Below are 13,923 nucleotides of genomic sequence, written 5' to 3'. Positions count from 1 at the left end.
CCACCTTCCTCACTACTTGCGTAGGCAGTTTTCTTAGAGTCCCCAGCATTACCTGATGGCAACTAAGAATAGGGGTTGCGCTCGTTATGGGACTTAACCCGACACCTCACGGCACGAGCTGACGACAACCATGCAGCACCTCGCAGACCGCTCCGAAGAGAGTCCACCTTTCGGTGAAGGTCGTTCTGCGTTTGAGCCCAGGTAAGGTTCCTCGCGTATCATCGAATTAAACCACATGCTCCTCCGCTTGTGCGGGCCCCCGTCAATTCCTTTGAGTTTCAACCTTGCGATCGTACTCCCCAGGTGGATCACTTAATGCTTTCGCTTAGTCGCTGACGATGTATTGCCAACAACGAGTGATCATCGTTTAGGGCGTGGACTACCAGGGTATCTAATCCTGTTTGCTACCCACGCTTTCGTGCCTGAGCGTCAGTTTCAGTTTAGTAAGCTGCCTTCGCTATCGGTGTTCTGTAGCATATCTAAGCATTTCACCGCTACATGCTACATTCCGCCTACTTCAACTGTACTCAAGAACGATAGTATCAATGGCAGTTTCCCGGTTAAGCCGAGAGATTTCACCACTGACTGGTCGTTCCGCCTGCGCACCCTTTAAACCCAGTAAATCCGGATAACGCTTGCATCCTCCGTATTACCGCGGCTGCTGGCACGGAGTTAGCCGATGCTTATTCTTACGGTACCATCAGCCTCCGACACGTCGAAGGGTTTTTTCCCGTATAAAAGCAGTTTACAACCCGTAGGGCTGTCATCCTGCACGCGGCATGGCTGGGTCAGAGTTGCCTCCATTGCCCAATATTCCTTACTGCTGCCTCCCGTAGGAGTCTGGTCCGTGTCTCAGTACCAGTGTGGGGGATCATCCTCTCAGACCCCCTAGACATCGTAGCCTTGGTGAGCCGTTACCTCACCAACTAGCTAATGTCGCGCATGCCCATCTAAAACCATCGGAATTTTAATCCCTAAACCATGCGATCCGGGGATGTTATGGGATGTTAGCCAAGATTTCTCGAGGTTATGTCCCGGTTAAAGGTAGGTTGCATACGTGTTACGCACCCGTGCGCCACTCGCCGGCATCCATTGCTGGACCCGCTGCCGTTCGACTTGCATGTATTAAGCCTGCCGCTAGCGTTCATCCTGAGCCAGGATCAAACTCTTCATTGTAAATTTGATCTTAATATATCTCAGGTTTTACTCTTCTCTTTAACGATTGACGTTAAAGGGATATTTGCTGCTATATTTTCACTTCAAAATTTCAAAGAACTTTATGTTTTTTTGAAACCATTTTCTGTTTAGGAAAAGGGCTGCAAAGATAGTTTGTCTTTTTTAATCTGCAAAAAAAAAAATGTTATTTTTTTTCGATTATTTTAAGAACGATTCTTTTCTTTCGAAAAGGGAGTGCAAAAGTAGAACATTTTTTGATTCTACAACATTTTTTGAAAAAAAAATATCTAAAGTCCCTATCGCTATCAGAATCAGTTGCTTAAAGTTTTAAAGAACGGTTGCTTGGTTAAGCGGGTGCAAAAGTACATAAATATAATTACCCTGCAAGTCGCCCCATCAATTATTTTTCTTATAAAACTGCAAGATGCTCAGTGCCATTTTTTTGTAATTAGAATTATTTTGATTTTTTTTTGTCGTGATCATTTTAACAAATAATTAACTTATACCTTTGCCTTACAAATTACAGAAAATCAATGAATTAGACTATTCATGGTTCAAGACTTAATTGTTTTAACTTTAAGGCTTTGATTGTCATGCAGTAAGTGAACTTTAATATTTTTGTAACGTTTGTAGGTTCTATAAAAGACTTTCCGACATTTGACCAATAACCTTAGTTATGGCTTTGTATAATCTATCTAAAATATTCCATCCAGCCTGGTTTCAGGGTAATGGTAAGCATAAAAATTACTTCGAGGGATGGTATTTTAAGGTTGTGAGTGCCGATAGCAATCATACCTGGGCTTTTATACCGGGTGTATCATTTGGCAAAAACGATAGTCATTCGTTTATTCAGGTAATCAATGGTATGACTGGCCAAACCTGGTATTTTAAGTATAAAACCGATCAATTTTCATATTCGCGTAATGATTTTGATACGATTGTTTCAGGGAGCAGGTTTACTGATTCGGGAATCACATTACAGATTAATGATGGGGTGAGTGATTTTAATGGAGAAATTTCCTTTGTAAACTCATTACGTTATCCGGTTAAGATCTCTCGACCAGGAATTATGGGATGGTATAGGTATGTGCCGTTGATGGAATGTTATCATGGGGTTGTAAGCCTGGATCATGGCTTAGAAGGATTCCTTATTATTAATGGGGCGAAAATTGATTTTACCGGTGGCAAAGGTTACATTGAAAAAGACTGGGGCTCATCAATGCCAAAAGCTTGGATATGGATGCAAACCAACCATTTTGAGGCTGACCAGACATCATTTATGCTTTCGATTGCCCGCATTCCGTGGCTCGGAAGTGCATTTACAGGGTTTCTTGGCTTTTTTCTACATAAGGGCAAGCTCTATTCTTTTGCAACATACACTGGCGCGAGAATCACGAACCTGCAAACCAAGGGAGGTCGGGTCGAAGTTGAAATTCAATCAAAGGAATTTTCAATCATTGTAAAAGGTCAAACCAGAGAGAAGCACAGTTCAGACGGTGAACTTAAAGCGCCAATGGCTGGAGAAATGGACCGTGTGATTCATGAAAGTATTAATGCTGAGCTAATGGTAACGCTCCTGGATCGAAAAGGCAATACATTATATGATGGTAAAGGTAGAAATGCCGGGCTTGAATTGGTTGGAGAGATTTCATTATTAAAATAGTTCACTTCTGGAAGCTGAAAGAGCTAACTTATTTTGAAGGAGGATTATTATCGGAAGTGGACTTCAAAGTTTTTACTACTTTTATCCCTTCAAATACATCATTAACTAAAACATCTATTTTATGACATCCAAAGGGGTAGAGTTCTACAAACAAGCCGCTATACGCGCTGCGCAATGGCATGCAGAAAATATTGCCAATATGAAAAAGTGTCGTTTCGACACCATAGCTGTGCACGGTATTTACTCAATGCAGGAAGCACTCGATTTTAACCAGGGCTCCATTATTGAGCCAATTTATATGTCTACATCACAGGCATATAGAGATTCAGACGAGATGGAAGCTGCACTTGGCTATCAAATACCAACCTGGTGTTATTCACGGATTGCGAACCCAAGTATGTATTACCTCGAAGGCGTGTTGGCGCTACTTGAAGGTTATGGCGCTGGAGTTGATACTTCCTGCATAGCTACCGCATCCGGAATGGCAGCCATACAAAGCGCCGTGGATCAGTTTTTAGTTGAGGACCCAAAACACCCCAATAGCCCGATGAACTTCGTGGCGACCTGCCAGGTATATGGTGGGACTTTCCAGCAATTTGCCATGCGAAAGGAAAAAGAGAGAAATATTAAATGGAGGCGTATCATTAATAGCAATGATATGGCTGAGTGGGAATCAGAGATTGACGAAAATACCCGCTTCCTTTATGGTGAACTCCCCAGCAACCCATCGCAGGCATTTTTCGACATAAAGAAAATTGTAGAGCTCGCGCATAAATACGGCATTCCAGCAATCTTCGACAGCACTGTGGCGACCCCTGCGCTGCTGCGCCCAATTGAGCTTGGCGCAGATATCGTTGTGCAATCAGTAACCAAATCATTGTTTACAAGCGGGTTTGGCATTGCCGGCGCTATCATCGCACGCAAAAACATCACCACCAATATTGACAATCCTGAGATGAAGGCGGACTTTTGCGCTTATCTCAAGCAGATACCAAACCGGGACAATGGTCCCAACATTTCACCCATGAATGCGATCCTGGCTCTGAATGATATCCGCACCATCCGGCATCGCATGGATATTGCCAGCCGCAGCACAATGAAAGTGGCGAACTTCCTGAAGGATCATAAACACATTGAGGGGGTTGACTATCTCGGACTGGAAGAACACCAGCTTCATTCGCTCGCTAAGAAACATCTCTTGCTCGTTGATGCCGAATACGACGAGCAATATGGTTCACCCCAAAACCGATACGGGCACCTGATGTCATTCCGCGTCAAAGGCGGCGCTGCAAATGCGCGTATGGTGTTTGATGCTTTTCAACGTATCTGGCGTGCAACTGATTTGGGTCGCATTAAATCCGTTGCTACCATTCCGGCCATTTCAACACATTCACAGCAAGGCGAAGAGGGCCGCAAACTGGCCAATATCCCGCAAAACCTTATCCGCCTCTGTGTTGGACTTGAGCATCCGGATGATATTATTGCCGATCTGGATCAATCACTTTCAACCATTGATGGAAAGAAAATAACAATGACCTTTCCTGAGTTCTCAGCCGGTGGCGCTTCGTCAGCAAAAATCGGAATGTAATTTATGAAGCCGATAAAGTATTATTCCACGAACCTAAAGGCTGAACCGGTTAGCTTCGGAGATGCATTGCTGCAGGGCCAGGCACCGGACCGCGGGCTTTATATGCCTGATCATATTCCTTTGCTGGATCACACTCAGCTCGAGAGCTTTTCGAATATGTCATATCCGGAAATTGCCTTTGAGGTTCTCAACAGATTTCTCAAAGATGAAATTCCCGAAGATAAACTTCGTGATCTGGTTTTTGATGCATACAATTATATTGTGCCGCTGGAACATGCTTACGAACGCAAATATGTAATGCGGCTGGATCAGGGGCCTACTGCATCTTTCAAGGACTTTGCCGCCCGCATGATGGGTAGGCTGATGAACCACTTTCTTGAGAAAAATAGTAGAGAATTACTGATCCTTACTGCAACCTCGGGTGATACCGGTAGTGCGATTGCCAATGCATTTTATGGGCTCAATAATATTAAGGTATTGATCTTGTTCCCTGAAAAAGAGGTGACTTCCCGCCAACGCAAACAAATGACCACACTCGGTAAGAACGTGAAGGTAATTGCCATTGATGGGAAATTCGACGATTGTCAGGCTATGGTAAAGCAAGCTTTTGCTGATCCTGACCTTAGCGGACTAAATCTGTCGTCGGCGAACTCAATAAACATCGGTCGCTTATTGCCGCAGTCGGTTTATTATTTTTATGCATGGGCGAAATTACGCAACAGCAATGATGACAAACCTGTGTTTGTGATCCCATCAGGAAACTTTGGTGATATGATGGGTGGAATGATTGCCCGGCACATGGGATTGCTAGTTAAACAGATGGTAATAGCTGTAAATGAGAACGATGAATTTCCATCATTCTTAGAAACAGGCAAATACAATAAGATTGAACCATCGTTGAATTGCATTTCAAGCGCTATGAATGTCGGCCACCCCAGCAATCTTTCGCGCCTGGTTGCGCTGTATGGCGGAGTGATGGATGAAAAAGGGGGGATTCATAAAGTTCCGGATATGGAGAATATGCGTAAGGATATATCGGCAGTTTCAATTTCTGATTCAGAAACCAAAAAATCAATAGCTGACGCCTGGGGTAAATACCAATTGCTTCTGGAACCGCATGGTGCGGTTGGCTGGGCAGCGCTGCAACAGTATGTGAACAGTAAAGCAAATGCCGGGCAAGATGAACTCTTTGTTGTGCTTGAGACAGCTCACCCAGCCAAATTTCCGGAAAAAATACAAGAGATATTAGGGTTCGACCCCAAACTTCCTCCCAGCTTACAGGGTTTAGAAGAAAAGCAGGAGGATTATGAGCTGCTTGAGAATGGATACAAGCATTTCAAGTCATATCTTGTCAGGGGATTGTGAAGCAGTTTTATTGTAATGCAGTGATGCAGTGATACAGTAAGGTTGCAGTAATCGGGGATTGGTAATTGGTAATTGGTAATCGGTAATCAGTATTAATAACAGGTCAGCGTTATTCAGGCACTGACAAACCAGCAGCCAGCAACCAGTAACCAGCAACCAGCAACCAGCAGCCAGTAACCAGTAACCAGCAACCAGTAACAGATAAATCAACCATGAAATACATCATCATCCTTGCCGATGGCTGTTCGGATTATCCGATTGAGAAACTCGGGAATAAAACTCCGCTGATGGCGGCGAAGACGCTTAATATTGATGCTTTGTGTTCAAAAAGCCGGTGTGGCTTGCTCACAACAGTTCCTTCCGATATGCCTCCCGGCAGCGAGATTGCCAACATGGCTGTGTTAGGCTATGATGTGCATGAAGTATACCAGGGCAGGGGAGTACTTGAGGCGGCCAGCATGGGCGTTGACCTTAAAAACGATGATCTCGCCATGCGCTGCAACCTGATCTGCATTGATGAGGAGGGCGTGATTAAAAATCACAGTGCTGGGCATATAACAACGCCCGAATCGCATGAACTGATCAATTACCTGAATGAAAAACTTGCTGCTGATAATTACAGGTTTCACCCCGGAGTAAGTTACCGCCATTTATTTGTATTAAAAAAAGGTTCGAACCAGATACAGTGCACACCTCCACACGATGTGCCCGGAACACCTTTCAGGGAGGTTATGATTAAGGAAACTAACGATGAAGGCAAAAAGACTGCTGATCTCCTTAACGGTCTGATCCTGAAATCCCAGACTTTACTTTCAAATCATCCGGTAAATAAGGCAAGGGTATCAGCGGGCAAGGATCCGGCCAATTCAGTTTGGTTCTGGTCGCCGGGATACAGGCCAAAAATGAAAACCTTCATGGAGCAATATGGAAAAACCGGGGCTGTGATTTCGGCTGTAGATTTAATTTATGGTATTGGAGCGTACGCCGGTTTTAAGGCTATCAAAGTGCCTGGTTCTACAGGTCTTTATGATACCAACTATGAAGGGAAGGCAAAAGCTGCGGTAGAGGCGCTCAAAGATGTTGACCTGGTTTACCTGCACATCGAAGCCAGTGATGAAGCCGGTCATGAAGGCAATGTGGATCTGAAGGTTCGCACATTGGAATACCTGGATCAAAGGGTCATAAAATATATTGTGGAAGAAACTCAAAAAATGGAAGAGCCGGTTGCAATTGCTATCTTGCCCGATCACCCAACGCCCTGTGCTTTGCGAACCCATGTACATGACCCGGTTCCATTTATGATTTATCACCCCGGTGCTGAACCAGATGATGTTCAGGAGTATAATGAACAAAGTGTGCTAAACGGACATTATGGTCTATTGAAAGGCGATGGATTTATCAAGGCCTTGCTCCAACTTTAGGAATAATCAGGATATTAAACCTGAGTTAAATTGAATCAATAGGTTATGCCAGTTATAAGATGGAAATATTGGTTCCTGTTCCTGCCATTTTTCTTTATGGCTCTGAATTCATTCAGTCAGGGAAGCACCCTTATTGAATTTTACAGTGAAGTACCAGCCGTTTCCGACTTTGTTATTGATATAAAACCAGTGATGAGCAGTGGTGTAAGCGTGCAATCCGATGGGTGGAAAATACCTCCCGGGCAGCAGGTGAGCGTGGAATTGCCTTTCATTACTCCAAACACCGCAATCATTGAGGTCAGATTGTCTTTTGAATGGGAAGGTCAGGTTATTTCAGGTATGTTTGAAGGTTGGAGTATGGACAGGTTTAACTACCAGGTTTTTGCAGAACCAATTTATCCGCATGAGAACCAAAAGCGAATTTTCCCTTCCATGCTCGCCAGGAGTTATGAATTCCGTATCAGATGCAATATGAGCCTGAGGTCGGAACAACCCAGTCTTATTCTGCAATCACTCCTTATATATTGGGATACTACCGTTGAAAAACAATAACCGTATTCTATTATGGCTGATATACAGGTTTTACAAGGCAGAACATCTCTGGTCACGGGCGCTTCCCGTGGCATAGGACGGGCAATCTCAATTGCACTGGCCAGGCTTGGCTCAAAAGTGATTGCACAATATCATAAAGATTCAGAAGCTGCCAGCACATTGATGTTGGAACTGCCAGGATCAGGCCATAGGATTGTACAAGCTGATCTTGGCGATGTTCATGGGGCAAGGCAATTGTTTGAGAAAGTTGCAAATGAATGTTTGGATATCCTCGTCAACAATGCCGGGGTTTATATTGAGAAACCAATGCTGGAAATGGATTTTGATGAATGGCAATCGGTTTGGGAAAAAACAATTGGTTTGAACCTCACCGGACCGGCTCATTTATCTTATCTCGTTTCCAGGAAAATGGTGGAGCAAAGTGGAGGCCGGATTATCAATATCACCTCGCGTGGCGCTTTCCGTGGCGAACCCGATGCCCTGGCTTACGGCGCCAGCAAGGCCGGCCTGAATTCTTTCGGGCAATCGCTGGCAAAAGCCCTGGCTCCGAAGAATGTATTGGTTTTCACAGTTGCTCCCGGTTTTGTGGAAACCGATATGGCCCGTGAAGTACTTGAAGGCCCGCGCGGTGAAGAGATCAAAGCCCAAAGCCCTTTGAACCGTGCCGCCCAACCTGAAGAAATCGCCAACCTTGTTGCTTACCTTGCTTCGGATGCACCGGCTTATATGACCGGGTGTATTGTTGATGTGAATGGGGCGTCATACTTAAGGAGTTAAGTCCCAAGTTCAAAGCTCCAAATTCAAAATTCAAAGGAAAGCAGACTTTAGCAATCAGGGATGCCATCCCCTTGTGCCTCGGGGATTGCATCCCTTCAAACATAATTGACAAATTACCACTAAGTGCCGAAACACTCCAACACTCCATTACTCCATTACTCCAAACTCCAACATTAAACCAATTTACCAATTAACCACTTAACCAACTACTACGCGATTACTCCACCGGTATCTGCCTCTCAAAACCCAACTCCAGCGAGATAAAGGATTCTGTGTAAGTGATTTCAGGAATGGATTGGATTTTTTCAACAATGACCCTTTTAAGATGCTCGTTGTTGCGGGTGAAGACTTTTACAAGCAATGAGTATTTTCCGGAAATGTGATGGCATTCAACTATCTCTGGTATCTGACGGATTTTCTCAAAAACCTCTTCATGGGTACTATTGCTTGTGAGGTTTACCTGTATGCCGATAAATGCACAGGTCATGTATCCCATTCCTTTTGGGCTCAGCAAGAGTTGGGAACCACTGATCATTCCTGCTTCCTTTAATCGTGCGATACGCTGATGCACTGCCGGGCCTGATATTCCGCACTCCCTGGCAATTTCAAGGTAAGAAACACGGGCATCATTCATGAGAGAAGAAAGTATTTTCTTGTCTGTTTGGTCAATTTGTAAGTTCGGCTGCATATTTTCAGATGTTTTAATTACAATTTGTGCAATAATAGAAAAATATTATTTCAGTTAGTAATTAAATCACAAAATAATTTCAACAATCAATCTCACTAATGAATGGTTATAATTACATTTTGTAACTTTGCACTTCTGATTTATTAACAATAGAACAATAGGACAATAGAACATTTGAACAATAGAACAATTGAATAATAGAACACTAACACCCTAAGACATGAACACAATAAAAGACCCCGCTACCAGAATACAAGCGTTAAAGCAATTTGGCGAATATGGTGATGTGAACCCTTCGGTAACCGATTCAGCCACTTTTACTTTTATGCAGGCTAAAACCATGCTTGAAACCTTCAAAGGCGAAGCCGAAGGATGTTTCCTTTATTCACGACACTGGAACCCCAGCAATAAATACCTCGCCGATGCACTGGCAGCCATGGAAGGTACTGAAGCGGCCTGGGTCACAGCATCGGGAATGGGAGCTATTACCTGTGCGATCCTGCAGCTTGTTAACAGCGGCGATCATATTATTTCAAGCCGGACAACATACGGCGGCACTTTTGCTTTCTTTAAAAATTATCTTCCAAAATTCAACATTGACGTAACTTTCGTTGACATCACTGATCTTGATGCTGTAAAAAATGCCATCACACCCAATACCAGGATTATTTACACCGAATCAGTTACAAATCCACTGCTTCAGGTTTCGGATATCCCGGCGCTGGCGGCCATTGCCAATAAGAACAACTGTCAACTGATGGTTGATAATACATTTACGCCAATGATCATCGCGCCCAATCAGCTCGGCGCGCATGTTACGGTTTACAGCATGACCAAATTCATCAATGGTAAAAACGATTGTGTTGCCGGCGCTATTTGCGGTTCGCAGGAATATATTGCTTCACTCATTGATGTGAATGATGGCACTGCGATGCTGTTGGGCCCTGTGCTTGATCCTTACCGTTCTTCAAGTATTTTGAAAAACCTTCACACACTGCATATCCGTATGAAGCAGCACAGCCACAATGCCATGTATCTGGCTGAAAAATTCAAGGCTGCAGGCATCAATGTCAGTTATCCCGGTTTACCCAATCACCCTGATCATGAGTTAATGAAAAAACTCATGCACCCCGATTTTGGTTTCGGAGGCGTTTTGGCCATTGATATGGGCACGTTTGAAAAAGCTTCTGACCTGATGGAGAAAATGGAAGTTGCCGGCGTTGGTTATCTCGCAGTTAGTTTGGGATATTTCAAAACCCTTTTCAGTAATTCGGGTAGAAGTACATCAAGCGAGGTTCCGGAAGAAGCACAACGCGAAATGGGTATGAGCGATGGTTTGGTCCGTTTTTCGGTGGGTTTGGATCATAATATTGAAAATACCTGGAAGATGATTGAAGGTTGCCTTGCCTGAATGTGCCAACGCCTCCTTCTGCATTGAAATCATAAACGTGTACACTGATTTAATTTTACTGGGAACTTTGTATAAGTTCTGCCATAATCAATAGCTTTGCGGAAAATATACAATCATGAGCACAACCAACGAATTCAAAGTAAAAGGCGAAGAACTGCTGAAGAAGATCAAAGAGCTTATACACGAAGGCAACGTGAGTCGCATTATTATTAAAGATGATGATGGGCGCACGTTTCTTGAAATTCCTGTAACAATAGGAGTTGTAGGTGCGATTTTCGCACCGGTGCTTGCTGCAGTTGGTGCATTGGCAGCACTGGCAGTCAACTACACTATTGAGGTGATCAGGAAAGAATAACTACTGATTTACTTCTCCGATAATATTTTCAATGGAACGAACCTTCTGTTCCATTCTGCCTTTCGGCCCTTTGCGGATATCGAATTTTACGGTTGAATAAACGCGCTTGCAATCTGGCTCAAGTTCAGCGTATGCTTTGTTAATTAGCTCCAGCGCTTCTTCCATGGTTTCCGTTTCTACCACGGTTCCCATAGGAGTAAGCCTATATGCCGCACCAGTTTCCCTGATCATCTTAATTATGCGGCTCACATAAGGGCTTACGCTTTCGCCTTTATCGGTTGGGAACATTGCAAATTCAAAAAGTACTGACATTGTCTTGATTGTTAAATTCCAGAAGTATTCAGGTTTCCCAGGCTTACTGTAACAACCTTTTGTTGTTTTGGGTCATCATCATTTGTTAACTTCAAACTAACCTGCAGATGAAGATTATAGATATTCAACTCGGTTTCCTTGGATTTGATCATGCCTATTTTTAAAATGTCGGAATTAATGATGCCTTCTCTTCGCGACGAATCCCTGCCAAAAATCTTGTCATCACTCGTTTCAAGAAGACTCTTATCATAATCATCAAGACTGAACTCATGGATATTGGCAATATCATCTATTGTCATTACCTGGAGGTTTTCCATTCCCTCGATATTTGTGGTGAACCACATATGCGTGTACTGGTCAATGAGGCAGCGGTTTAGGCTGTCTTTGGCAAGTATCCGGGCATTGTTGATGATGGCGCGGCCAAAAAAGTTATCGGCGTATTTATAAATTTTATCGTAGGTGATGGCATAGCGGATGCTAATTCCACCAATGATTTTTCTTAATCGCGGAAAAAAATGAAACGCATTATAAACCCTTAGTACCACGGCGAAATTGCAGGCAAACAGGAGGGCGTGCATGGGATTATCGAAAATGATGAAACCACCATCGCCCGTGCTGATGAAATTCTGCTCAATAATATCACGGGAATATTTTTGAAATATGAACGGATGATGTTCAAGACAAAGCTCAATGGTGGTGTGCAGCATTTTCTTGAAAAGGAAAGGAATCAGGGTTTGTTCGAACTCTCCGTAAGAGCTGTATTGATAGATATCAATGCCCAACACTGATTTGTTGGTAATTTTCCTGACTTCAACATACTCTTTCAGGTGCTTGTAGAGTTCGCATTCCTGGGGTATAATATTGGTTTTTTCAAAGATGACCCGTTGGTCATATTTATGTAAAATGCTTCTGATTTCGTTGTGATCCAGAACTTTGATAGGTTTTGACATGTCAATTATTCAGCTATTGTTTAACGCTGCAAAGGTAGGATTTCCTTTGACTCTCTGAAATTGTAACCCACTAGTGCTTTTTAGCTATCGGCTTCGAACCGTATTAATGTCTTTACCGAACCGGAAATGACTACAATTATTTAATATTCGCTTTACAGGCACTTAATAATGAGCAGTTATTTTTGGCGACAAAATAATTACCCAAATGGAAAACAATAATTATTCTATTTTACTGGTTGATGACGAACCTGATATTGTTGAATTTTTAGGCTATAACCTGCGCCGCGATGGATTTACGGTTCATACATGCAACAATGGTAAGGATGCCATAGATTCAGCCATTGAGCATTTGCCTCATTTAATCATACTCGACATTATGATGCCTGGCATTGATGGAATTGAAGCCTGTCGTGCGATCCGATCCGTTGACTCGTTGAAACATACCATCATCACTTTTCTCACCGCCCGTGGAGAGGATTATAAACAAATTGAAGGTTTTGATGCAGGCGCCGATGATTATATCAGGAAGCCCATAAGTCCCAGGGTGCTTGTTGCAAGGATTAAAGCCTTGCTGAAGCGCTTTGAGCAGAGCCAAAAATCAGATAAACGCCTCATCATTCATTTGAATGATTTGATGATGGACAGGGAGCGTTTTGTGGTTGAAAAAACCGGCAAAAACATCAGCATGTCGCGCAAAGAGTTTGATTTGCTTTTTATGCTTACATCCCGCCCCGATAAGGTTTTTACCCGAGATGAAATTTTTGAGCAGGTTTGGGGCAACGATGTGATTGTTGGCGAGCGCACTATTGATGTACACATTCACAAGATCCGCGAGAAAATTGGTATTGATGCGATCCGAACCATCAAAGGTGTTGGCTATTGTTATACGCTTGCTTCCTAATGCTTTACCGGCACCAGATTTCCCAGGCTTTTTCGGCCTGCACTTGCAACATTTCAAAGCCGTTTTTAGTGATAGCGCCTTGTTTCAATCCTTCCTTCAGGAAAATAGTTTCTTCCGGATTGTAAACCATATCAAACAAGAGGTGGTGCGAACTCAGGAAATGATAGGGCAGTGGCGGGAAAGTGTCAGCATCAGGCGCCATTCCCATTGGTGTTGCATTGACGATTATCGTATATTTTTCAAAAAGATCTTCGCTGAGTTCATGATAACCAAGCTGATGGTTTAGTTCCGGGTTTCTGGAAACCATGACAAAATCAATTCCCAGCTTCTCAAAAACCCATGCCGCAGCTTTGGCTGCTCCGCCGGTTCCCAAAATCATTGCCGAACGATGGTGTGGCCTGAGCAGCGGTGCAATGGATTGCTCAAACCCATGCACATCGGTATTGTAGCCTAGCAATATTGTTTGGTTTACTTTATGTTCAATCCTGATAGTGTTTACAGCATTGATCTCTCTCGCCACCGGATCAAGGCTGTCAAGCAATGTGATTATGGAAGTTTTGTGTGGTATAGTCACATTCAGTCCGGCGAGGTTTGGATAAGTTTTCAGCAAGCCGACGATGGCTACGGCTTTTTCAATCGGGAATACCTGGTAGCTGGCATCAGTTATGTTTTCACTTTCAAACTTATTTTCAAAGTATTTTTTTGACCACGAATGCCCCAGCGGGTAGCCGATAAGTCCAAACAAGCGGTTCACAAATACAGAG

13 protein-coding genes and 1 rRNA gene are annotated in these 13,923 nt (G+C 43.4%); 9 read left to right on the top strand and 5 right to left on the bottom strand.

Features of this window, described 5'->3' with window-relative positions; all coding sequences use genetic code 11:
• A 16S ribosomal RNA gene (locus IH597_10715) occupies nucleotides 1–1,176 on the bottom strand; the annotation flags it as partial.
• A 676-nt stretch (nucleotides 1,177–1,852) separates the two neighbouring features.
• On the opposite strand from IH597_10715, the gene IH597_10710 reads away from it, so the two are divergent.
• From IH597_10710 to IH597_10685, 6 genes are all read left to right on the top strand, one after another.
• Nucleotides 1,853–2,839: a hypothetical protein gene (locus IH597_10710; GenBank protein ID MBE0662926.1), complete on the top strand. Its 987-nt coding sequence runs from the start codon at nucleotides 1,853–1,855 to the stop codon at nucleotides 2,837–2,839.
• Nucleotides 2,840–2,960: 121 nt separating this feature from the next.
• Entirely contained in the window at nucleotides 2,961–4,427 is a 1,467-nt protein-coding gene (locus tag IH597_10705) for an O-acetylhomoserine aminocarboxypropyltransferase/cysteine synthase (protein ID MBE0662925.1), read from the top strand.
• A gap of 3 nt (nucleotides 4,428–4,430) precedes the next feature.
• Entirely contained in the window at nucleotides 4,431–5,792 is a 1,362-nt protein-coding gene (gene thrC, locus IH597_10700; GenBank protein MBE0662924.1) for a threonine synthase, read from the top strand.
• 212 nt (nucleotides 5,793–6,004) lie between these two features.
• Entirely contained in the window at nucleotides 6,005–7,213 is a 1,209-nt protein-coding gene (locus IH597_10695) for a cofactor-independent phosphoglycerate mutase (protein ID MBE0662923.1), read from the top strand.
• Between the two features lie 45 nt (nucleotides 7,214–7,258).
• On the top strand, nucleotides 7,259–7,765 hold the full coding sequence (locus IH597_10690) for a hypothetical protein (GenBank protein MBE0662922.1): 507 nt from the start codon (nucleotides 7,259–7,261) through the stop codon (nucleotides 7,763–7,765).
• A 12-nt stretch (nucleotides 7,766–7,777) separates the two neighbouring features.
• Nucleotides 7,778–8,542: an SDR family oxidoreductase gene (locus IH597_10685; protein ID MBE0662921.1), complete on the top strand. Its 765-nt coding sequence runs from the start codon at nucleotides 7,778–7,780 to the stop codon at nucleotides 8,540–8,542.
• Nucleotides 8,543–8,759: 217 nt separating this feature from the next.
• Here IH597_10685 and IH597_10680 read toward each other — a convergent pair whose 3' ends face one another.
• On the bottom strand, nucleotides 8,760–9,212 hold the full coding sequence (locus IH597_10680) for an Lrp/AsnC ligand binding domain-containing protein (GenBank protein MBE0662920.1): 453 nt from the start codon (nucleotides 9,210–9,212) through the stop codon (nucleotides 8,760–8,762).
• Nucleotides 9,213–9,450: 238 nt separating this feature from the next.
• Here IH597_10680 and IH597_10675 point away from each other — a divergent pair, with 238 nt between their 5' ends.
• Together IH597_10675 and IH597_10670 are read left to right on the top strand one after the other, a co-directional pair.
• A complete protein-coding gene (locus IH597_10675; GenBank protein MBE0662919.1) occupies nucleotides 9,451–10,641 on the top strand; it encodes an aminotransferase class I/II-fold pyridoxal phosphate-dependent enzyme in 1,191 nt (396 codons plus the stop codon).
• A 115-nt stretch (nucleotides 10,642–10,756) separates the two neighbouring features.
• Nucleotides 10,757–10,996: a DUF4342 domain-containing protein gene (locus tag IH597_10670; protein ID MBE0662918.1), complete on the top strand. Its 240-nt coding sequence runs from the start codon at nucleotides 10,757–10,759 to the stop codon at nucleotides 10,994–10,996.
• Here IH597_10670 and IH597_10665 read toward each other — a convergent pair whose 3' ends face one another.
• Nucleotides 10,997–11,308, bottom strand: a complete 312-nt coding sequence (locus IH597_10665) for an MTH1187 family thiamine-binding protein (protein MBE0662917.1) — start codon at nucleotides 11,306–11,308, stop codon at nucleotides 10,997–10,999.
• Between the two features lie 11 nt (nucleotides 11,309–11,319).
• Nucleotides 11,320–12,258 carry a hypothetical protein gene (locus IH597_10660; GenBank protein MBE0662916.1) on the bottom strand — a complete coding sequence of 313 codons (939 nt, stop codon included), beginning with the start codon at nucleotides 12,256–12,258 and terminating at the stop codon, nucleotides 11,320–11,322.
• A 205-nt stretch (nucleotides 12,259–12,463) separates the two neighbouring features.
• Between IH597_10660 and IH597_10655 the strand changes: the two genes are divergently transcribed.
• Nucleotides 12,464–13,159 (top strand): response regulator transcription factor, encoded by a 696-nt coding sequence (locus IH597_10655; protein ID MBE0662915.1) that lies wholly within the window; start codon nucleotides 12,464–12,466, stop codon nucleotides 13,157–13,159.
• A 4-nt stretch (nucleotides 13,160–13,163) separates the two neighbouring features.
• On the opposite strand, the gene aroE is transcribed toward IH597_10655, so the two are convergent.
• Nucleotides 13,164–13,913 carry a shikimate dehydrogenase gene (aroE, locus tag IH597_10650; protein ID MBE0662914.1) on the bottom strand — a complete coding sequence of 250 codons (750 nt, stop codon included), beginning with the start codon at nucleotides 13,911–13,913 and terminating at the stop codon, nucleotides 13,164–13,166.
• Between the last annotated feature and the right edge of the window lie 10 nt (nucleotides 13,914–13,923).

The organism is Bacteroidales bacterium, assembly GCA_014860575.1.
GTDB lineage: Bacteria > Bacteroidota > Bacteroidia > Bacteroidales > JAAYJT01 > JAAYJT01.
The sequence above is the reverse complement of the archived record's forward strand: the minus strand, read 5'-3'. Positions and strand labels throughout refer to the sequence as shown.